Genomic DNA, 18,965 nt, shown 5'->3' with positions numbered 1-18,965 from the left:
GTTCGACTGGCACCGTAAGCCCGTGCGACGAGATGCATTCCTGGCCGGGATGCAGGCACTGATGCCGTGGTCACGTCTTGTGGCGTCGATTCGGCCCGCTACCCAACGGCCGGCAATTGCCGCTAGCTCATCGGGCTGGAGCGCATTCTGCACGTCCACTTGCTGCAGCGCTGGTTCAACCTGCCCGGCCTGTAGCCTGCGAAGAAGCGCTGTACAACTGCGGCGCACTGCGCACCTTGCCGGCATCGGCATCGGCATCGGCATCGGCCTCGGCGCGAGCTCTTGCCCGATGACACTATGTGCGAGTTCCGTTTCCTGCCGGAACAGTGCGAGCTGAACCGAGCGATTTTCGGGGAGGTCGGTCGCCAAGCGCTATAGCATGCGTGCAGTTTTTTCTTCTAATGTATTACTTTTACTAATGGAATACTAAGAATATTTCGATGGCCATGTCCGCTCCTGCTTTTTACAATAAATAGCTAAAGCTCACACTGCACTTCCTTGTTTGGCCGGCGCCGGGCGTGTTTGGGCGATCCGGCATGCTTGGATGCTGGCGTGCTTGGATATTATCTTTCCTAATTTTTATATGGGGCGGCAGTATGGCTGATCCGCAATATTCGACGGACTTCCCGTCGCTGAAAGCGCTGGTGGCGCAAGAAGAATGGCAAGAGCGCTGCAGGCTGGCGGCGTGCTATCGCCTGATGGATCGCTACGGCATGACCGACCTGATCTACAACCACATCACTACCCGGATTCCCGGCGGGCACGAGCGCCTGCTGATCAATCTGTATGGTTTGCTGTATCGGGAAATCACGGCATCCAGCCTGGTCGAGCTGGATCTGGACGGCAATGTGCATCGCAAGCCCGATACCGCGTACGGCATCAACAAGTCGGGCTACGTCATCCACGGCTGCATCCACCGCGCGCGGCCCGATGTGGGGTGTGTGATCCATACGCACACCCGGGCCGGCATGGCGGTCTCGGCCATGCGTTGCGGCCTGCTGCCCCTGACGCAGACCGCATCCCGGTTCCACGGCCACCTTGCCTATCACGCGTTCGAGGGCCCCGCCATCGAAAAGTCCGAGCAAGAGCGGCTGGTAGCCGACCTCGGGCCGCACAATGCCATGATCCTGCGCAATCACGGGCTGCTGGTATGCGGCGCCTCGGTGCCACAGGCCTTCAACCTCATGTACCAGCTGGAATTGGCCTGCCGCGCCCAGGTCGACGCGATGGCGGGCGGCCTGGATGGCCTGAATCTTCCCGATGAATCGACGCTGCAGCGCTCGGCCCATCTTTATCAACCCGGTACCCGCCGTCCCTACGGAGAGCTGGAATGGCACGCCCTGCTGCGCCTGCTGAAGGCGGAGCCCGGCCCATATGCCCCCTACGACAGCTAGCGTCCCGGCGTGCATTAGTGTCCCGGCGTATATGTCCGGGGCGTATGCGCGCAGCGGGCTGCGGTAATGGACTTCATCACGAAGCAGGAAGCCTGGCCGTCCGTTCGGTCATGTTTTTATTGACTCTTATCGAGGAAATTCACCATGCGCAAATCTCTGCGGGCGGCAGCTGTGATAGTCATGTCCATGATGGGGGCGGCTCCCGCCCTCGCCGCCTATCCGGATCACCCCATTACTATCGTGGTGCCGGTTGCCGCCGGCGGAACCGTGGACATGCTGGCGCGCATTGTCGCCAAAGGCCTCGAAGGCAAGCTGGGGCAGCCGGTAATCGTCGAGAACAAGGCCGGCGCTTCGGGCGCGATCGGCACGCGCTACGTGGCCAAGTCGAAGCCGGACGGCTACACGCTGCTTGCAGTGGCCAATACCTTTGTCTCGGTTCCCGAATTTCTTCCGGGCGCGGGCTACGACGCGCTGAAAGACTTTGCTCCGGTGACCCAGACCTGCAGCATACCCATGGTGCTGGTAACGCCTCCGGGCAGGCCAGAGCATACGGTACGGGAGTTCATAGAGTTTGCCCGCAAGCGCGCGGGCTCCGCCACCGTGGGTTCGTCGGGGCTGGGCTCTACCGGATACATTGCCGCCGAACTGTTCGGCGCCCAGGCCAAGGTCAAGTTCCTGCATGTCTATTACAAGGGCAACAGCCAGGCGCTGCTCGACGTGATGAGCGGCCGGCTGGACGGCATGTTCGACCAGGTGAGCACCTCGGGGCCCAATGTAAAGACCCACAGGCTGCAGGCCCTGGCCGTCACCACCAAGACGCGCTCCAGCATGCTGCCTGACGTTCCTACCCTGGACGAGGCCGGCCTGCCGGGCTTCGAGGACGAAACCTTCAATGCCATTATGGCGCCCGCCGGCACGCCTGAACCCATCGTCGCCAAGTTGCACGATGCCATCGCCGCCGTGCTGAACCAGCCCCAGGTTCGCGAGCGCCTGGCGCAGCAGGGTATCGAGGCCAAGGCCAGCGCCTCTCCGCAGGCGTTTCGCAGCTACCTGCAAGCGTATCTCCAGAAATATCAGCGCATCGCCGCCGGCATCCACGGGAAATAGGCGGGCTTGGCCGTGCCTGCGCGGCGCCGTCAGACCTGGGCCAGCAGCCACTGCCTGAAGCAGGCGATCCGGGGCTCTTCGGCCTGCGATGCCGGGCATACCAGATGGTAGCCGCGCGGCCGGCGCAGTACGAAGGGGTATGGCGACACCAGCTTGCCTTGCGCAAACTCCTGCTTCAGGTAGCGCAATTGGCCGAGCGCCACCCCCAGGCCCTGTATGGCGCATTCGTAGATGATGCTCAGGTCTTCGCAGTACATGTCGCTGCTCGAAAAAGCGCGCTTGCCGTGCGCTGCCTCGATCCAGTCGGCCCAGTGGCCGGGGCGCCGGTTCGAGTGCAGCAGCGGCAGCGCCAGCAGTCCCTTCAGGGTGCAAGGCTGGGGCAGGCGGCGCGCCAGGCTGGGGGCCATTACCGGCGTCAGCTCATCGCTGAACAGCAGGTTGCTGTGCAGGCCCTCCCAGTCTCCGTCGCCATACCGGATGCCCACGCCGGCCTGGTCATGCTCGAAGGCCATCCATTCCACGTTGGCGGCCAGGCGCACCTTGATGTTCGGATGCGCCCTCTGGAAATCGGGCAGCAGGGGGATCAGCCAGTGGGTGAAGAAAGTGGTGTGGCCGCGCACTTCCAGCACCTGCTGCGAACCTATGGACGTGAATTCCTGCGTCGCCGTGACGATGCCCGAAAATGCGCTGCCCAGCGCCCTGGCATATCCGGCCGCGCCGTTGCTGAGCCGCAGCTGGCCGCCTTGCCTTTCGAACAGCTTGATACCCAGCCAGTTTTCCAGTGCGCGTATCTGGTGGCTGACGGCACCTTGCGTGATGTGCAGCTCGCGGGCCGCGGCGGTGAAGCTGCGGTGGCGGGCAACGCATTCGAAAACCCGCAAGGGATTCAGGGGCGGCAGGTGCGGGTTCATGGTCTGCGCCTCGCTTGCGCTTTCATGGCTGATTTAGCAATGGAATGGACATTGGGCAGCAGATCGGGCTGGCCCTGCCGCAGTACCTCGTGCACTTGCTGGCGCAATAAGGCCACGAACTGCTCCATGATCTCGGAGCGCGGCGCGGCGCGGGCCCGAACCAGCAGGGTTTCGAGATCTACGCGCGGGCGCAGCGGCCGGGCGACCAGGCCCGGCAGCGGGATGGAGGCCAGCAGGAACGGCTCTACCAGCGCGATGCCCGTTCCGTAATACGCCAGGGCAATGCCCGTCAGTGAAAGGCTGACCTGTACGGCGACGTTCGGTACGATACCCGCCTGGCTGAGGATCCGATCGACGTGGCTGCGCAGCATTGCCTGTGGCAGATAGGTGATGATGGAGTGATCCGCCAGGTCGCGCACATTGATTTCTTTGTTGCCGGCCAAGGGATGATCGTCCCGCATTACGCAGGCGATGCTTGATCGAATCAGTACCTCGGTTTCGACCTGGGCGTTCACCACGGGTTCGTAGGCAATGCCGAGTTCTACTTCGCGGCTGACGACCCGGTCGACGACTTGCGGCGAGGTCAGCGACTGCAGCACCACGCGCACGCCGGGGCGTTTCTCCAGGAAGGTGGCGACCGCCTTGGCAAGGTAGCCATTGGCCACGGGAAACGATGCAGCCAATGAAAGCGTGCCGAGCCGGCCGCCGGCAAGATCCTGCATGAGCCTGTCCATGGCGTCCAGCCGGCCGTACAAAGCGCTGACATCGGGAAACAGGGCGATGGCTTCGGGCGTGGGTTGCAGCCGGCCGCCTGCGCGTGTGAACAGCTTCATGCGCGCGCGGGCCTCGCAGTGCTTCAGAACCGAGCTGACTGCGGGCTGCGAGATATTCAGCATCCGTGCCGCGCCAGTGACCGAACCGGTCTGCATGATGGCGTGAAAGACTTCAATGTGGCGCATCGTAAGCATAATAAGGAAACCTTATGTCTTTTGCATAAATATTGATTGGAAAATTATATTGTCATCCGTCACCATGGCTATCTGAGAGGAAATGGACAATGATGAATATTGCGGGCTATGAGCTCGAATTATTGGTAATTGGCTTTCCGGGTAAGGGCGTATGCCACGGGGGCCTGGGCTGGAGCACGATCGCGCTGCTGCGCGGTCATGGCCGTGTGGCGCTGATCGACACCGGGCCCATGGGCATGCGCCGGCTGCTGCGCGAAGAACTGCGCCGGCGCGGCCTGGCGCCGGCGGACGTCACCGATCTGCTGCTGACGCATTCGCATCACGATCATTCCATCAACTGGACTTTGTTCCCGCAGGCCCGCATAGGCATAGGGGCGCATGAGCTCGACTGGTCGCTGGAGCAGCCCTGGGGCGAGACGCCGGTGCCGGAACTGTACATGCGCGAACTGTCGTCGTGGCCGCGCCTGCACAGGCTGGCCGATGGCGAAGAAGCGCTGCCCCACCTTACTGCGCACGTGGCGCCCGGCCATACGCCGGGCCACTTGATCTTCGTGCTGCAGGACGCGCAGCGCGACGTCATATTCACTGGCGATGCCGCCAAGACGCGCGCCGAACTGGTCTCGCGGCATGCCGACATGAGCTACGACCAATCGGTGACCGCGGCCTCCATCGAGCGCATCTGGTCGTATTGGCGGCGCAAGCCCGACAGCGTGGTGGTGCCCGGCCACGACCTGCCCATGACGCAGCACGAGGGGCAGACCCGCTACCTGATGTCGCGCAAGGCGGCGATCGAGGCCTGCTTCGGCGACAGCCTCGACGAGTCGACCCTGATCGATCTGACCGAGGCGGGGCAGCCATGAATGCCCCTTCGGCAGTACCTGAAACGCTCGTCTCGGCCGAGCGGGTGCGCGAGCAGATCGAGACGCTGCTGCGCGCTTGGGGCATGGACGAAGCCCTGCTCAAGACCACGGCGCAGATCATGACGGATACCGATTTGTCGGGCGTCGATTCGCACGGCATTTCCATGCTGATGGATTACGACCGGTCGCGACGCCTGGGCAAATTGAATCTGCACGCCCGTCCCCGTGTGCTGCGGCAAAACGCGGCAACCGCGCTCATCGACGCCGATGCCGGCCTGGGCCACGTGGCGGCGCACATGGGCATGGAGCTGGCCATGCAGTGCGCGCGCAATATCGGCGTAGGCGTCGTGGTGGTGCGCAATTCGCACCATTTCGGCGCTGCGGGCTATTACGCCCGCATGGCCAGCGCCGCGGGCCTGCTGGGCCTGTGCACCAGCGCCACGCGCACCATCAACACGGTTCCGACCCGCGGCCGCATGCCGGTGCTGGGCACCAACCCCATTGCGTTCTCGGCGCCGGCGGGCCGCAATCCGGCATTCTGCCTCGACATGGCGACCAGCAGCGCGGCCTCGAACAAAGTCAAAGTCTACGAACTGCGCGGCAAGCCGCTGCCCGAAGGCTGGGTCGTGGACGAGCACGCCGAGCTGGTCACCGATGCCAGCCGTGCCATGAACATCCTGTACGAAAGGCCCAAGGACATAGGCGGCGGCCTCACGCCGCTGGGCGGCACGGCGGCGATGTCCAGCCACAAGGGCTACGGCCTGGCCATGATGGTGCATATTCTGGCGGGAACGCTTTCGGGTGCGTCTTTTTCGCCGGTGCGCGTGCGCACGCAGCAGCCCCACGATCCGGACAATCTCGGGCACTTCTTCTGCGCCATCGATCCCGGCGTCTTCCGCGACGAAGGCGAGTTCCAGGCCGACCTCGATGTGGTCATCGACACCCTGCACGCCTCGCCGCCGGCCGACCCCGAGCAGCCGGTGCTGGTGCCGGGCGACCCTGAAAACGAGACGCGCCAGCGCCGTATGCGCGAGGGCATTCCCATACCCGCTACCCTTGCTGCGAAGATCCGCTCGCTGTGCGAGCAGGCCGCGGTGCCTTTCGTGCTGGGCTGATGCGGCGCATGCCCGAGCGGCCCGCATCGCCGGTATCGACAGGGGAGGGCCGCGCAGGGTGGCACGCATAGGCCGATCCGCGCAGGCCGGCATAGGGCCCGCAGCACAGCTTGCGCCGCGTCGGCGCGGCAGTAACGCATCACGGGCGGCCGACAGAGCCGGCCGATTGATCTAGACAATAAAAGGAGACATGCCATGCGATTTATTCCGTTTGCCGGGGCCCTGTTTGCCGCGGCCCTGGCCGCCACCACCGCCACCAGTGCCGTGGCGGCCACGTGGCCGGCCCGCCAGATCAATCTCGTCGTCCCGTTTTCCGCAGGAGGCGGCGTCGACAACGTCGCGCGCGTACTGGCGTCCGGGCTGGCCAAAGAATTGAAGCAGTCGGTGGTGGTCGAGAACCGTACCGGCGCGGGCGGGCTCATAGGCGGCAAGTACGTGGCCGATGCGGCGCCGGACGGCTACACGCTGCTCATGGGCACACAGACCACACTGGCCGTGGCGCCCTTGCTGCATCCCGACGCCGGCCTGGATCCGCTCAAGGCCTACGCCGGCATCAGCAAGGTCGGCAGCTCGCCGCTGCTGCTGGTGGCCAACCCGGGGTTTCCCGCCAAGACGGTGCGCGATCTGGTGGCGCTTGCCAAGAAAGAGCCGGGCAAGATCAATTACGGCTCCGGCGGCGTGGGCACCACGCCGCACATGGCCATGGCCTTGCTGGCGCTGGACGCCGGCATACGCATGACCCACGTGCCCTACAAGGGCGAGCAGCCGGCCCTGACCGATACCATCGGCAACCAGATTTCCCTCATGTTCTCGAACCTGCCCGTGTCTTTGCCGCTGGTGCGCAGCGGCAGGCTGCGCGCGCTGGCCGTGTCCAGCGCGGCGCGCGTGCCGACCGCGCCCGACATCCCGACCGTCGCCGAGTCGGGCATAGCCGGATTCGAGGCCGGTACCTGGTTTGCCGTCGTGGCGCCCAAGGGCACGCCGCCCGCGGTGGTGCAGACGCTGAACCACGCCATCGGCCGCGCGCTAAGCGACCCGAAGCTGCGTAGCACCCTGCAGAACCAGGGGGTGACGGTGCAGGCCGGCAGCGCTGCAGATCTCGACAAATATATTGAATCCGAATACCGGAAATGGGCCCGCGTGGTTCAGCAGGCACACATCAGCATAAAGTAAATATGGCAAATGCCGGCCCGGCGGCCGGCAGCCCCGGAGACTCCTCATGAATCGACGCCAGATACTGCAGGGCACGGCCCTTGCAACGCTGCTTGCGGGCCGCGCCCAGGCCCAGGCCAAGCAGGCCTATCCCACACGCCCCATCAGCCTCGTCATCGGCTACGCGCCGGGCGGCACCGCGGACATCAGCTGGCGCATCATCGCGCCCAAGCTGGCCGAACGCCTCGGGCAGTCCATCGTGGTGCAGAACAAGCCGGGGGCGGGCGGCATCATCGCCTCGCAGGCGGTGCTGCAGGCGCCCGCCGACGGCTATACCTTCATTCTCGCGGCAACGGGAAATTTCGGCATCACGCCCGTGCTGTTCAAGTCGCTGCCTTTCGACGCCGTCAAGGATTTCCAGATGGTGTCGCTGGCCGCCGATTTCGATTATGTGTTCGCCGTGAAGGCCGATTCCCCTTTCAAGACCGTGAAAGACGTCATTGCCTATGCGCGCCAGAATCCGGGCAAGCTCACCATCGGCACGGTGCAGGTCGGCAGCGCGCAATTCTTTGCGGCGGAACTGTTCAAGTCCATGGCCGGCATTTCCGCCGTGACCGTGCCTTTCCACACCTCGGGCGATGTGGTCAGGGCGGTGCGCGCGGGTGATGCGCAAGTCATGGTGGAAACCATAGCACCGGTGATTTCCCAGATCGGCGCCGGCGTACTGCGTGCCATAGGCATTACCGGCAGCGAGCCCTTTCCGGGCCTGCCCGGGGTACCGCCCATTTCCCGCAGCGGCCTGGACGACTACGTAGTAACGGCGTGGAACGGCCTGGCGGCCAAGGCCGGTACGCCGCGCGCCGCGGTGGATCGCGTCAACCGTGAATTGGCAGTGGTGCTCGCCATGCCCGAGGTGAAGTCGCGCTTCCTGAAGCTGGGCATGGTCGCCCGCCACAGCACGCCCGAAGAGCTGCGGGCGCGCCAGCTCGAGGACATCAAGAAGTGGGGGGCCGTGATGCAGTCCGCCCACATCCAGAAGCAATAGGCGCGTAGCGACAGGCCGGCGAGGCGCCGGCCGCCGGCATCAGTTCTTCTTGATGCCGGTCTTGGCGGCGACTTCGGCCCATTTCGCCAGCTGCTCCTTGAGGAAGGCGGCCAACTGTTCGCGGCTCATGGGCATGGTGTCGGCGCCTTCCGCGGCGAAGCGCTGTTCGACCTTGGGGTTCTTGAGCACGACATTGACCTCGTCGTGGAACTGCTGGACGATGCTGTCCGGTGTGCCGGTGGGCGCCAGCAGCGCCCACCAGTTGCGCATGTCGATGTCGATGCCGGCTTCTTTCAGCGTGGGTATCTTGGGCAGGAAGGCGACGCGCTTGGGGCCGGCGATGGCCAGCAGCTTGATCTTGCCGGACTCCAGGAAGGGCCGCATCTGTATCAGGCTGCCCAGCGACACCTGCACATTGCCGGCCACCAGGTCGAGCAGGGCGGGCCCGCCGCCCTTGTACTGTACGACGGTCAAGTCGGCGCCGGATTTCATCTTGAACAGCTCGATGGCGAAATGCTGGAAGCTGGCCACCCCCGCCGAACCGAAGAACACCTTGCCCGGGTGCTTGTGGGAATAGTCGATCAGCTCTTGCACCGTATTGGCCGGAAAGCTCGAGGTGACGGCGATCACGCTGGGCCCCATGGCCAGCATGGCCACGGGCACGAAGGATTTGAGCGGGTCGTAGCTAAGCGCGGTGACGGCCGGCGTCATGGTGAAGGCGGCCGATATCAGCAGCAGGTTGGTGCCGTCGGGCCGCGACCTGGCGACGTGCTCGGCGCCCACCACGCTGCCGGCGCCGGGCCGGTTTTCCACCACTACGTTATGGCCGAAGCGCGTCGACAGGCGCTCGGCGATGGCGCGCCCCATGATGTCGTTGCTGCCGCCGGGGGCGAAAGGCACCGTCAGCATGATGGGCCTGTCGGGGATTTTCTGCTGCGCCCTGGCGCCCAGGGGCAGCGCCAGCCCCAGCGTGCCAGCCAGGGCAAGGTTGAATTGCCTGCGCGGGATCCTGATGCATTCATCCATTGTTGTCTCCGTCATGGCTGCCTGCCGCGCTACGCGCTGCTTGGTTCAACGGTAGTCGTACAGGCGCGCCGGGTTGTGAACCAGTATTTTTTCGCGCAAGGCGCGATCCGGCACCCATGCGGCGAAGCGATTGAGCGCATGACCGTCGTCGATGGACTGGAAAGGCTCGATGGCGTCCACCGGGCCGTTGCGTGCGCCGCCGGGATGCGGCCAGTCGCTGCCCCACAGCATGTGATCCGGATTGGCTTCGATCAGTGCGCGGGCGAGTTCGCTGACTTGCGGGCTGTCGGGGCCGCCAGGCAGGCGGTAGGGGGCCGACAGCTTCACCCAGGCCGCGCCCGAACGCAGCAGTTCGAGCAGCGCCTGCAGGCCGGGCCGGCCGCTGCCGGCATCCATCGAGGTTCGCCCGAAGTGGTCGACCACTACCGCGACGCCCAAGCCCGCGATGGTGTCCGCCGCCGCCGCCAGCACGGCGGGGTTGGTGAATATCTGCACGTGCCAGCCCAGCGGCCCGACCCGTCGGGCCGCCCATTGCAATTGGCGCCGCGCGTAGGCCGGATCGCTGATGCCCTCGGTTTCCAGGTTCAGGCGTATGCCGCGCACGCCGGCCTCGTGCATGCGCGCCAGTTCGTCGTCGCCGGTGTGCTCGTCGATGACCGCCACCGCACGGCCGCGGCCTTGCAACTGGCGCAGGGCGTCGAGCGTAACGGAGTTGTCGGTGCCGTAGGGGCTGGGCTGCACGATGACCACCCGCCCGATACCCAGGTGCCGGTGCAGTGCCTGCAGGTCGGTCAGCGGGGCCTCGGCCGGGGTGTATCTGCGCTTGGCGGCGTAGGGGTAGAGGTGCGCGGGGCCGAAGACATGCGTGTGGCAGTCGCAGGCCAGCGCGGGGACATCGAAGTCGACGGCCTGGTGCGTGACGCCCAGCAGGCTATGGGGTGCGGTGTGGGTGGAAGCGGGCATGGCGGCTTTCAAGGTTCGAGATCGAGCACTTGTTTCGCCTTGGCGGTGCAGGCCTGCAGCAGGAACGCCGCGTCCGTGCCCGTGGACACGTAGCGTGCGCCCATTTTGACGAATTCGGCGACCAGGTCGGGCCGCGACGACAGGCCGCCCACCCCGCAATGCTTGCCAAGGCGCCGGCAGATATCGATGCTGCGCTGGTAGGCCTCGCGTACTCGCGGATGATCATACTGGCCGGCAATGCCCATGTCGGCGGTCAAGTCGTTGGTGCCTATCATCACCATGTCGACGCCGTCCACGGCCAGGATCTCTTCGGCTCGTTCCAGCGCCGCCACGGTCTCGAACTGCACGATGACCATGGTGGCGCGGTTCATGACAGGGTAGGATTCCGATGCCGGAAAGGCGCGGTATTCGAGCTGCGGCAGCCCGCCCGCCGCAGAGCGCTCGCCCAGCGGCGCGAATTTGGCGGCCGCGACCACGGCGCGCGCTTCCTCGGCCGAGCCGACGTGGGGCGCGATCACGCCCAGGGCGCCCGCGTCCAGTACCCGCGAGATCCACTCGGGCGTATTGGCCGGCACGCGCACGAACGGGGCGATGTCCAGCGCCAGCGCCGCCATGCAGATCTGCCCCGTGGTGTCCATCGAGAAGCTGTTGTGCTCCATGTCGATGTACAGCGTGTCGAAGCCGGCCGTCTTGGCGATGCGCGCGATTTCTATGCCGCGCGTCAGGCGCACGGTGATGGATGCGACGACTCCGCCGCGGTCGAGCTTGTCGCGTACGTTGTTGCGCAGGATGTCTTGTGCTGATCTAGGCATTTTTTGCTTTCCTCATGCTACCCGGTTGACGATTTCCTTGCCGGCCAGCGCATCCAGAACCTGGGTGGCGACCCGCAGTGAGCTGCGCACCTGCGTGTCGGACGTGCCGCCGGCGGCGTGGGGGGTGGCGACCACGTTGGGCAGGGACAGCAGCGGGTGGTCGGGCGGCGGCGGCTCGACCTCGAACACGTCCAGGCCGGCGCCGAACAAATGGCCGGCCGACAGCGAATCGAACAAAGCCTGTTCGTCGACGATGCCGCCGCGCGAGGCGTTGACGAGCACGGCGTCGCTTTTCATCAGCGCCAGTTCGTCGCGGCCTATCATGTGGCGGGTTTCGTCGGTAAGCGGCACGTGCAGCGTCAGCAGGTCGGCCTGGGTCAGCACTTCGCGCAGGCTGGAGGCGCGCACGTGCGGGGTATCGGCCCAGCGGTCGGCGGGCACATAGGGGTCGTAGGCGATGATGCGGGCGTTGAAGGCGCCGACCCACTTGCGCATCGCCGCCGTACCGATATTGCCCATGCCGACGATGCCCACCGTCTTGTCCGTCATTTCGACGCCCAGGTGGCGCGGCCGTACGATTTCCTCGCCGGCCCGCAGCATGCGGTCGAAGCGCGCCACGCGGCGCGTGACGGCCAGCGCCAGCGCCATGGCCATCTCGGCCACGGCGTCGCTGTTGACCCCCGGGGTGCGGCTGACGGCGATGCCGTGGCGCTTGGCCGCCTCGATGTCTATGGTGTCGTACCCCACCCCTTGCTTGCAGATCAGCTTGACGTGCTTGGCCCGGGCCAGCTGCTCGGCGGTGATGGGCGTCATGCGCACCATCACCGCGTCGGCGTCCTCGGGCCAGTTCTTGATTCGGGGATCCGGCCAGCACATCACTTCGGCGTGTTGCCGCGCCAGTTCGATCCCTGCCTCCTGGAAGGCATCCAGTACGTAGATTTTCATCGTTCCATCCGGTTGCGGCCCGTGCGATGGACGCCGATGCGCCGCCCGAGCCTGTGGGGATTATCAACAGGGGCGGTAATAAGTGGCAAATCGTATTTTATAAGAAGATCATAAGCTTTCTTTATGGTGGGGGCCGCCGCGTCGCATCGGCGCAGACCGGGCTGCCGCGGCGGCGGCAGGCCCGGCAGCGCATGACGAGGAAGCTCAGATAGGCTCGTCCAGCCCGAACTGCACCTGCTCGGCGGCACGCAGCACGGCGCGGGCCTTGGCCTCGGTTTCCAGCCATTCCTTTTCGGGGTCGGAATCGGCGACGATGCCGGCTGCGGCCTGCACGTACAGCATGCCGTCCTTGATGATGCCGGTGCGTATGGCGATGGCCACGTCCATCTCGCCGCCGTAGCTCAGGTAGCCGGCGGCGCCGCCGTAGATGCCGCGGCGCACCGGTTCCAGTTCGTCGATGATTTCCATGGCGCGCACCTTGGGCGCGCCCGTGAGCGTGCCGGCGGGGAAGGCGGCACGCAGCACGTCCATATTGCTCATGTCTGCATTGAGCGTGCCGCTGACGTTGGACACCAGGTGCATCACGTGTGAATAGCGTTCGATCACCATGGTGTCGGTGACCTCGACCGTGCCGGTGCGGGCCACGCGGCCCACGTCGTTGCGCGCCAGGTCGATCAGCATGACGTGCTCGGCGCGTTCTTTCGGGTCGGCCATCAGCTCTTCGGCCAGGCGCGCGTCTTCTTCGGGCGTGGCGCCGCGCTTGCGGGTGCCGGCCAGGGGCCGGATGGTGATCTCGGACTGCCGCTCGCCGTCTTTTTCCACCACGTCCTGGCGCACCAGGATCTCGGGCGAGGAGCCCACCACGTGGAAGTTGTCGAAATTCCAGTAGTACATATAGGGCGAGGGGTTCAGCGAGCGCAGCGAGCGGTACAGCGACAGCGGCGAGTCGCGGTAGGGCTTGGCGATGACCTGGCCGACCTGCACCTGCATCAGGTCGCCGGCGGCGATGTATTCCTTGGCCCGTAGCACCGCGGCAATGTAGTCTTCTTTCTTGAAGTCGCGCCGCGCTTCGGTCTGCATGCTGGCATAGGCGTAGGGGATGACGACCGGGGTGCGCAGCTTTTCGCGCAGGTCTTTCAGGCGCCGCTTGGCTCGCGCATAGCTCTCGGGCTGGCGCGGGTCGGCGTAGACGATGAGGTAGGTGCGCCCGGCCAGGTTGTCGACGATGGCCAGTTCGTCGACGTGCAGCAGCATGATGTCGGGCGTGCCGCCTTCCTGGCCGGCGGGAAACGGCTTGACGGCCGGCCCCAGGCGCGGTTCCATGTGGCGCACCGTGTCGTAGCCGAAGTAGCCGGCCAGCCCGCCGGCGAAGCGCGGCATGCCGGGCCGGATCGCCACCTTGAAGCGCTGCTGGTAGCTTTCGATGAAGGCCAGCGGGTCGCCGCTATGGGTTTCCACGACCTTGCCTTCGTGCAGCACTTCGGTCTGGTCGCCCGTGGAACGGATGACGGTTTTGGCGGGCAGGCCGATGAAGGAATAGCGCCCGAAGCGTTCGCCGCCCACCACCGATTCCAGCAAGCAGGTGTTGCGTCCGCCTTCGGGCCCCGAGTGGGCGAGCTTCAGGTAAATGGCCAGCGGGGTGTCCAGGTCGGCGTAGGTCTCCGCGATCAGGGGGATGCGGTTGTAGCCTTGTGCGGCAAGGGCTTGGAATTCGATTTCTGTCATGGGGTTCTCGTTTGGGGCTGCGTGGGTTTGTTGTTGGCACAAGGCCGGACAGAAACAAAAAAGCCCGGCCTATGAAGGTTCCGGGCTGGGTATCGTCAGGTGTTGCTGTCGGCTCAGGAGTACGCAGTCTCGCTGGCCGGAAAAGGGTTACCGCCGCCCGGTGCACGAACGCCACCAGCGCCAATAGGCGCCGGGAACGGAGTAATAAGTCGTGCTTGCGGGCATGGAATGCAGGTCTTTCTTTGTCGGGCGTGCCGGGCTTGTGTAGCGGTATGGATTGACTGCTGCGGGCGGCCTGTTGCGCCTGGGCGCTGTCAGTGCTCGCCGGCCCAGCGGGCCGCGTCTTCGATGGACGACACTATAGCATCCACATCCAGATCGTGCACACTTGCGCCTTCGTTGTAGCCATACGGTACGGCCAGCACGTGCACGCCCGCGGCGCGCGCCGCCTGAGCGTCATTGAGCGAATCGCCGATGGCCAGGGCCTGTGCGGTTTGCACGCCCAGCAGCTCGCAGGCATGCAGCAGCGGCATCGGGTGTGGCTTTTTTTCTGCGCAAGTATCGCCGCACACGACGTGGTCGAAATACGCATCCAGCCCCTTCATGCGCAGCAGGGGCGGGGTGAACTCGGTGGGCTTGTTGGTGACGATGGCCAGTTTCATGCCTTGCGCGCGCATGGCCTGCAAGCCTTCCACCACGCCGGGATACAGGACGGCCCGGCGGCCGTTGCATGCGTGGTAATGGCGCAGGAACGCGGCCAGCGCCTGCTGGAACCGCGCCTGCGGGTCGGCCCGGCCGGCCTCGGTATCTCTTTCTTGCAGCAAGCGGGCCACCAGATGCGGCGTGCCCTTGCCGACATAGGTCGCGACCTGTTCTTGCGGCAGCTCTTCCAGGCCCAGCTCGGCCAGCATGGCATTGGAGGCATCGGCCAGGTCGGGAATCGTGTTCAGCAGGGTTCCATCCAGATCCAGCAAGGCGGCGGCAAAAGGCATGGCGATCTTGGTTCGTAAGGGATTGCGAGGCGGTTGGGGGCTTGCGGCGCAGGGTCGGCGCGCCAGTTGCGGCAACTGCTTGCTTGGCCTGTCCGGCGGGGCCTGGACGGGGGCGCTTTATGTTCTTTATGTTGTAAGGGACTCTGCCTTCAGTATTTCGGCGCGCATGGCGGCGATGATGCTGGCGTAGTCGGGGTGGCCGAAAATGGCCGAACCGGCCACGAAGGTGTCGGCGCCGGCGGCGCGGATGGAGGCGATATTGTCGATTTTCACGCCGCCGTCGATTTCCAGCGCGATAGGCTGGCCGCCATCTTGTTGCCAGGCATCGATGCGGCGCCGGGCGTGTGCGAGCTTGGTCAGCGCCGAAGGAATGAAGCGCTGCCCGCCGAAGCCGGGGTTGACCGACATCACCAGCACCACATCCAGCTTGTCCATGACATAATCCATCCAGTCCAGCGAGGTGGCCGGGCTGAATACCAGGCCGGCCTTGCAGCCGTGGTCGCGGATCAGCGCCAGGCTGCGGTCGGGGTGGCGCGTGGCCTCGGGGTGGAAGGTGATGATGTCGGCGCCCGCCTCGGCGAATTGCGGGATAATGTCGTCGACCGGCTCCACCATCAGGTGCACGTCTATGGGTGCGGTGGTGTGCGGGCGCAGCGCCGCGCATACGGCCGGGCCGATGCTCAGGTTGGGAACGAAATGGTTGTCCATCACATCGAAATGTATCCAGTCGGCGCCGGCGGCGACGACGTTGCGGACTTCCTCGCCCAGACGGGCGAAGTCGGCCGCCAGGATGCTGGGGGCGATGCGTGTGGTGGTTGCGGTCATGGGCGTAAACTGGCTGGGGCTGGCAAGGCGGGAATGCGTGCGGAACATGTCTATTGTAGTGGGTAGCGTGGCGACGCCCGGCGTAGCGACGCCCGGCGTGGCTACGTGCGGCGATGCCGGGCTTGGCGGGGCCGACCCGATCTGATCTCTACTTTCGGAAGCTGTTCGTGAAACCTTACGATCTGACCGTCACTGTGACGCCTCAATACCTGCCGGATCAATCCGAGCCCGACGAACAGCAGTACGTGTTCGCCTACACGGTGCGCATCACCAATCAGGGCGAACACGCCGCGCAGGTCATCAGCCGCCACTGGATCATCACCGATGGCCGGCAGAACGTGCAAGAAGTGCGCGGCCTGGGGGTAGTGGGCCAGCAGCCCTTGCTGGCTCCGGGCGAAAGCTTCGAATACACCAGCGGCTGCCCGCTGCCTACTCCCATAGGCACGATGCGCGGCGAGTATCACTGCGTGGGCGAGAACGGCGTGCCGTTCGAGGTGCCGATCGGCGAGTTCGTCCTGGCCATGCCGCGCACCCTGCACTGAGCCGCCGCCGTTCCGCAGCGGGTTCTGGTCTCGATGTGCGGCCGCTCGTTTCATCTTTCCCCTTGCATGCCTCATCCATGAAAAGAGTTCTGCTGTCCAGCGTATTGCTTGCCGTACTTGCGGCTTGTAGCACCGTGCCGGTCGAAGAAACCCCGCAGTCGCCGGCCGGCGCCCAGCCAGGCCTGGCCGAGCAGCCCTTGCGGGTGCCCGATCTGTCCGCACTGCCGGCGACCACGCCGCGTCCGCTGGCGGGGCGTTTCCAGGCGGTGGCCTGGTCGGCCGTACCCGGCTGGCATGACGATAATCTGGCCGATGTCTGGAAAGCCTTCATCAATAATTGCAAGGGCTTGATGCGCCCGGTATCGGGCTCGCTCAGCCTGCCCGCCCGCGCCACGCCGCGCGCCTGGCAGCCGGTCTGTGCGGCCGCGGCGAATTCGGGCCTGCAGCCGGGCACGGCCGACAGCGGCGCGGTGCGCCGTTTTCTAGAGAGCCAGCTGCGTCCCTGGCGCCTGCTGGATGCCGCCGGCCGGCCCGCGGCCAACACTGTTACGGGCTATTACGAGCCCCTGGTGCATGCCTCGCGCACGCGCGGCGGCCGCTACCAGTGGCCGCTGTACGCGCCGCCCGACGACCTGCTTACCATAGACCTGGGCGCCGTTTATCCCGAGCTGGCCGGCAAGCGTGTGCGCGGCAAGCTGGTGGGCAAGCGCGTCGTGCCCTACGACACCCGGGCGCAGATCGCCGCCTCGCCCAAGCAGCCGCCGGTCATCGTCTGGGTCGACGACCCCGTCGAGGCTTTCTTCCTGACCGTGCAGGGTTCGGGCCGCGCCTTGCTGCCTTCCGGCCAGACCATACGCCTGGCCTACGCGGATCACAACGGCCGGCCCTATGCCTCTATCGGCAAGTGGCTGGCCGATCATGGACAGCTGACGCTGGCCCAGGCGTCGATGCAGAATATCAAGGCCTGGGCGCGCCAGCATCCGCAGCGCGTGCAGGAAATGCTCAACGCCGACCCGGCCATGGTGTTCTTTCGCGAAGAGGCCATCCATGACCCGCAGCTCGGGCCGCGCGGCTCTTATGGCCTGCCGCTGATCGGCGGCCGGGCCATTGCGGTGGACGCCAGTTTCGTGCCGCTGGGTACGCCGGTCATGCTGGCCACTACCTACCCGGGCACGGCCCAGAAGCTGGATCGCCTGGTGTTTGCCCAGGACACCGGCGCCGCGATCCGCGGCGCGGGCCGGGCGGACTATTATTGGGGTTTCGGTGACGAGGCCGGCGCGCGCGCCGGCCGCATGAAGCAACGCGGAGAAATGTGGCTGCTGTGGCCCAAGCAGGCCGGAGCCCCTACGGCAAGATGAAGCGCGAAACCATAATCGTATGCGGCAGCGGCATCGTGGGTTTGGCCGCGGCGCTCGGCCTGGCCAAGTCCGGGTTCGGCGTCTCGCTGCTGGGGCCGCAGCGCCCCGTGCCGGCGGCGGCGCGCGACGAGTATTGTCCGCGCGTCTATGCCATTTCGCCGGCCAGCCAGCAGTTCCTGGAACGCCTCGGGGTCTGGCCCATGCTCGATGCCGGCCGCGTGACGCCGGTCGAAACCATGGAAGTGCATGGCGACGCCGACGGCCAGGTAACCCTGCATGCCTGGCAGGCCGCGCAGCCCACGCTGGCCTGGATCGTCGAGTCCAGCGAACTCGAGCGCGCGCTGCAGCAGGCGGTGCGCGTATATGGCATAAGCTGGCATGACGATACCCTGCAGGGCCTGCAGGGCGGCGTGCTCGCCACCACCGCGGGGCGCGCGCTGGCCGCCGACTTGTTCGTGGGGGCAGACGGCGCGGCTTCCGCCTTGCGCGAAGCCGCAGGCATCCACAAAGCGGGCAAGCCCTACGGCGACGTCGGCCTGGTGGCCCATCTCGACGCCGAATACCCGCACCAGCACATGGCCATGCAGTGGTTCAACGCTGATGGCGTGCTGGCGCTGCTGCCCTTGCCCGATACCGCCGACGGACACCAGGTTTCCATGGTATGGTCGATGCCGTCGGCGCTTGCGCAAAGCCTGCAAGAGCTGCCGCAGGCGCAGCGCGCCGCGGCACTGGAAGCCCGGCTGCAGGCTGCCAGCGCCGCACGCCTGGGGCGCCTGCGGGTGCGCAGTGCGCTGCTCGGCTTTCCTTTGTTCATGGAGCACAGCGCTATGATTGCGCCTGGCGTGGCGCTGGTGGGCGATGCGGCGCATCGCGTGCATCCGCTGGCCGGCCAGGGCCTGAACCTGGGCTTGGGCGATGTGCGCGCGCTATTGCAGGTGCTGGAAGAAAAAGAGTCTTACCGCGGCGTCGGCGATCTACGGGTTTTGCAGCGCTATCGCCGCATGCGCGCCGAGCCGGTGCTGGCCATGCGGCTGGCCACCGACGGGCTGCACAGCCTCTTTGCCGCGACCTCGTCCCCGTGGGCTTGGGCGCGCAACGCCGGCATGCGCTTGGTTGACAGCGCGCCTTTGGTCAAGCGGTTCTTGATCGCGGGCGCTTCGGATCATTGATATAAATACACAAGCCGCCCCGCAGGCTCGATGCGGGGGCGGCGGCCAGAAGTCAG

At 65.8% G+C, this 18,965-nt stretch carries 18 protein-coding genes; 9 read left to right on the top strand and 9 right to left on the bottom strand.

The window, feature by feature from the left end; genetic code table 11:
• The first annotated feature begins 596 nt into the window (after positions 1-596).
• Complete coding sequence (locus tag CEY11_RS13755) at positions 597-1,394, top strand: class II aldolase/adducin family protein (RefSeq protein ID WP_088603967.1); 798 nt, start codon at positions 597-599, stop codon at positions 1,392-1,394.
• A 144-nt stretch (positions 1,395-1,538) separates the two neighbouring features.
• The gene (locus CEY11_RS13750; protein WP_088603966.1) at positions 1,539-2,501 is read left to right on the top strand and encodes a Bug family tripartite tricarboxylate transporter substrate binding protein; all 963 of its coding nucleotides are present in this window, start codon (positions 1,539-1,541) and stop codon (positions 2,499-2,501) included.
• 29 nt (positions 2,502-2,530) lie between these two features.
• Here the strand turns inward: CEY11_RS13750 and CEY11_RS13745 are convergent, their stop codons facing one another.
• Positions 2,531-3,412 (bottom strand): LysR substrate-binding domain-containing protein, encoded by an 882-nt coding sequence (locus CEY11_RS13745; RefSeq protein ID WP_088603965.1) that lies wholly within the window; start codon positions 3,410-3,412, stop codon positions 2,531-2,533.
• A complete protein-coding gene (locus tag CEY11_RS13740) occupies positions 3,409-4,380 on the bottom strand; it encodes a LysR family transcriptional regulator (RefSeq protein ID WP_088603964.1) in 972 nt (323 codons plus the stop codon). The genes CEY11_RS13745 and CEY11_RS13740 overlap by 4 nt, the downstream gene beginning before the upstream one ends.
• An 89-nt stretch (positions 4,381-4,469) precedes the next feature.
• Here CEY11_RS13740 and CEY11_RS13735 point away from each other — a divergent pair, with 89 nt between their 5' ends.
• The 4 genes from CEY11_RS13735 (at position 4,470) to CEY11_RS13720 (ending at position 8,552) form a co-directional block, all read left to right on the top strand.
• Positions 4,470-5,240: an MBL fold metallo-hydrolase gene (locus tag CEY11_RS13735; RefSeq protein WP_088603963.1), complete on the top strand. Its 771-nt coding sequence runs from the start codon at positions 4,470-4,472 to the stop codon at positions 5,238-5,240.
• Positions 5,237-6,355 (top strand): Ldh family oxidoreductase, encoded by a 1,119-nt coding sequence (locus CEY11_RS13730; RefSeq protein WP_088603962.1) that lies wholly within the window; start codon positions 5,237-5,239, stop codon positions 6,353-6,355. The genes CEY11_RS13735 and CEY11_RS13730 overlap by 4 nt, the downstream gene beginning before the upstream one ends.
• A 195-nt stretch (positions 6,356-6,550) precedes the next feature.
• Positions 6,551-7,528, top strand: a complete 978-nt coding sequence (locus CEY11_RS13725; RefSeq protein ID WP_088603961.1) for a tripartite tricarboxylate transporter substrate binding protein — start codon at positions 6,551-6,553, stop codon at positions 7,526-7,528.
• A gap of 46 nt (positions 7,529-7,574) precedes the next feature.
• Positions 7,575-8,552, top strand: a complete 978-nt coding sequence (locus CEY11_RS13720) for a Bug family tripartite tricarboxylate transporter substrate binding protein (protein WP_088603960.1) — start codon at positions 7,575-7,577, stop codon at positions 8,550-8,552.
• Positions 8,553-8,591: 39 nt separating this feature from the next.
• Here CEY11_RS13720 and CEY11_RS13715 read toward each other — a convergent pair whose 3' ends face one another.
• The 7 genes from CEY11_RS13715 to rpe form a co-directional block, all read right to left on the bottom strand.
• Entirely contained in the window at positions 8,592-9,578 is a 987-nt protein-coding gene (locus CEY11_RS13715) for a Bug family tripartite tricarboxylate transporter substrate binding protein (protein WP_158215313.1), read from the bottom strand.
• A gap of 45 nt (positions 9,579-9,623) precedes the next feature.
• Positions 9,624-10,541, bottom strand: coding sequence for an amidohydrolase family protein (locus CEY11_RS13710; RefSeq protein WP_088604039.1), 918 nt, complete (start codon positions 10,539-10,541; stop codon positions 9,624-9,626).
• Positions 10,542-10,549: 8 nt separating this feature from the next.
• Entirely contained in the window at positions 10,550-11,353 is an 804-nt protein-coding gene (locus tag CEY11_RS13705; protein ID WP_088603958.1) for an HpcH/HpaI aldolase family protein, read from the bottom strand.
• Positions 11,354-11,365: 12 nt separating this feature from the next.
• Positions 11,366-12,298: a hydroxyacid dehydrogenase gene (locus tag CEY11_RS13700; RefSeq protein ID WP_088603957.1), complete on the bottom strand. Its 933-nt coding sequence runs from the start codon at positions 12,296-12,298 to the stop codon at positions 11,366-11,368.
• A gap of 204 nt (positions 12,299-12,502) precedes the next feature.
• Positions 12,503-14,023: an anthranilate synthase component I gene (gene trpE, locus CEY11_RS13690; RefSeq protein WP_088603955.1), complete on the bottom strand. Its 1,521-nt coding sequence runs from the start codon at positions 14,021-14,023 to the stop codon at positions 12,503-12,505.
• Positions 14,024-14,337: 314 nt separating this feature from the next.
• Entirely contained in the window at positions 14,338-15,015 is a 678-nt protein-coding gene (locus CEY11_RS13685; RefSeq protein ID WP_088603954.1) for a phosphoglycolate phosphatase, read from the bottom strand.
• A gap of 126 nt (positions 15,016-15,141) precedes the next feature.
• Positions 15,142-15,840, bottom strand: coding sequence for a ribulose-phosphate 3-epimerase (gene rpe / locus CEY11_RS13680; protein ID WP_088604038.1), 699 nt, complete (start codon positions 15,838-15,840; stop codon positions 15,142-15,144).
• A 167-nt stretch (positions 15,841-16,007) separates the two neighbouring features.
• Between rpe and apaG the strand changes: the two genes are divergently transcribed.
• From apaG to CEY11_RS13665, 3 genes are all read left to right on the top strand, one after another.
• Positions 16,008-16,382: a Co2+/Mg2+ efflux protein ApaG gene (gene apaG, locus CEY11_RS13675; protein ID WP_088604037.1), complete on the top strand. Its 375-nt coding sequence runs from the start codon at positions 16,008-16,010 to the stop codon at positions 16,380-16,382.
• Between the two features lie 77 nt (positions 16,383-16,459).
• On the top strand, positions 16,460-17,740 hold the full coding sequence (mltA, locus tag CEY11_RS13670; protein WP_088603953.1) for a murein transglycosylase A: 1,281 nt from the start codon (positions 16,460-16,462) through the stop codon (positions 17,738-17,740).
• Complete coding sequence (locus CEY11_RS13665) at positions 17,737-18,909, top strand: FAD-dependent monooxygenase (protein ID WP_088603952.1); 1,173 nt, start codon at positions 17,737-17,739, stop codon at positions 18,907-18,909. Before mltA ends, CEY11_RS13665 begins: the two co-directional genes overlap by 4 nt.
• Positions 18,910-18,965: the final 56 nt, after the last annotated feature.

This window comes from Candidimonas nitroreducens (genome assembly GCF_002209565.1).
In the GTDB taxonomy this organism is placed as follows: Bacteria; Pseudomonadota; Gammaproteobacteria; order Burkholderiales; family Burkholderiaceae_B; genus Candidimonas; species Candidimonas nitroreducens.
Note: the sequence above shows the minus strand (reverse complement) of the source record. Positions and strands in the feature narration are given on the sequence as shown.

Coding starts and splice junctions, on each gene's coding strand:
- CEY11_RS13755 (WP_088603967.1), top strand. CDS start 597: ATGGCTGATCCGCAATATTCGACGGACTTCCCGTCGCTGAAAGCGCTG.
- CEY11_RS13750 (WP_088603966.1), top strand. CDS start 1,539: ATGCGCAAATCTCTGCGGGCGGCAGCTGTGATAGTCATGTCCATGATG.
- CEY11_RS13745 (WP_088603965.1), bottom strand. CDS start 3,412: ATGAACCCGCACCTGCCGCCCCTGAATCCCTTGCGGGTTTTCGAATGC.
- CEY11_RS13740 (WP_088603964.1), bottom strand. CDS start 4,380: ATGCTTACGATGCGCCACATTGAAGTCTTTCACGCCATCATGCAGACC.
- CEY11_RS13735 (WP_088603963.1), top strand. CDS start 4,470: ATGATGAATATTGCGGGCTATGAGCTCGAATTATTGGTAATTGGCTTT.
- CEY11_RS13730 (WP_088603962.1), top strand. CDS start 5,237: ATGAATGCCCCTTCGGCAGTACCTGAAACGCTCGTCTCGGCCGAGCGG.
- CEY11_RS13725 (WP_088603961.1), top strand. CDS start 6,551: ATGCGATTTATTCCGTTTGCCGGGGCCCTGTTTGCCGCGGCCCTGGCC.
- CEY11_RS13720 (WP_088603960.1), top strand. CDS start 7,575: ATGAATCGACGCCAGATACTGCAGGGCACGGCCCTTGCAACGCTGCTT.
- CEY11_RS13715 (WP_158215313.1), bottom strand. CDS start 9,578: ATGGATGAATGCATCAGGATCCCGCGCAGGCAATTCAACCTTGCCCTG.
- CEY11_RS13710 (WP_088604039.1), bottom strand. CDS start 10,541: ATGCCCGCTTCCACCCACACCGCACCCCATAGCCTGCTGGGCGTCACG.
- CEY11_RS13705 (WP_088603958.1), bottom strand. CDS start 11,353: ATGCCTAGATCAGCACAAGACATCCTGCGCAACAACGTACGCGACAAG.
- CEY11_RS13700 (WP_088603957.1), bottom strand. CDS start 12,298: ATGAAAATCTACGTACTGGATGCCTTCCAGGAGGCAGGGATCGAACTG.
- trpE (WP_088603955.1), bottom strand. CDS start 14,023: ATGACAGAAATCGAATTCCAAGCCCTTGCCGCACAAGGCTACAACCGC.
- CEY11_RS13685 (WP_088603954.1), bottom strand. CDS start 15,015: ATGCCTTTTGCCGCCGCCTTGCTGGATCTGGATGGAACCCTGCTGAAC.
- rpe (WP_088604038.1), bottom strand. CDS start 15,840: ATGACCGCAACCACCACACGCATCGCCCCCAGCATCCTGGCGGCCGAC.
- mltA (WP_088603953.1), top strand. CDS start 16,460: ATGAAAAGAGTTCTGCTGTCCAGCGTATTGCTTGCCGTACTTGCGGCT.
- CEY11_RS13665 (WP_088603952.1), top strand. CDS start 17,737: ATGAAGCGCGAAACCATAATCGTATGCGGCAGCGGCATCGTGGGTTTG.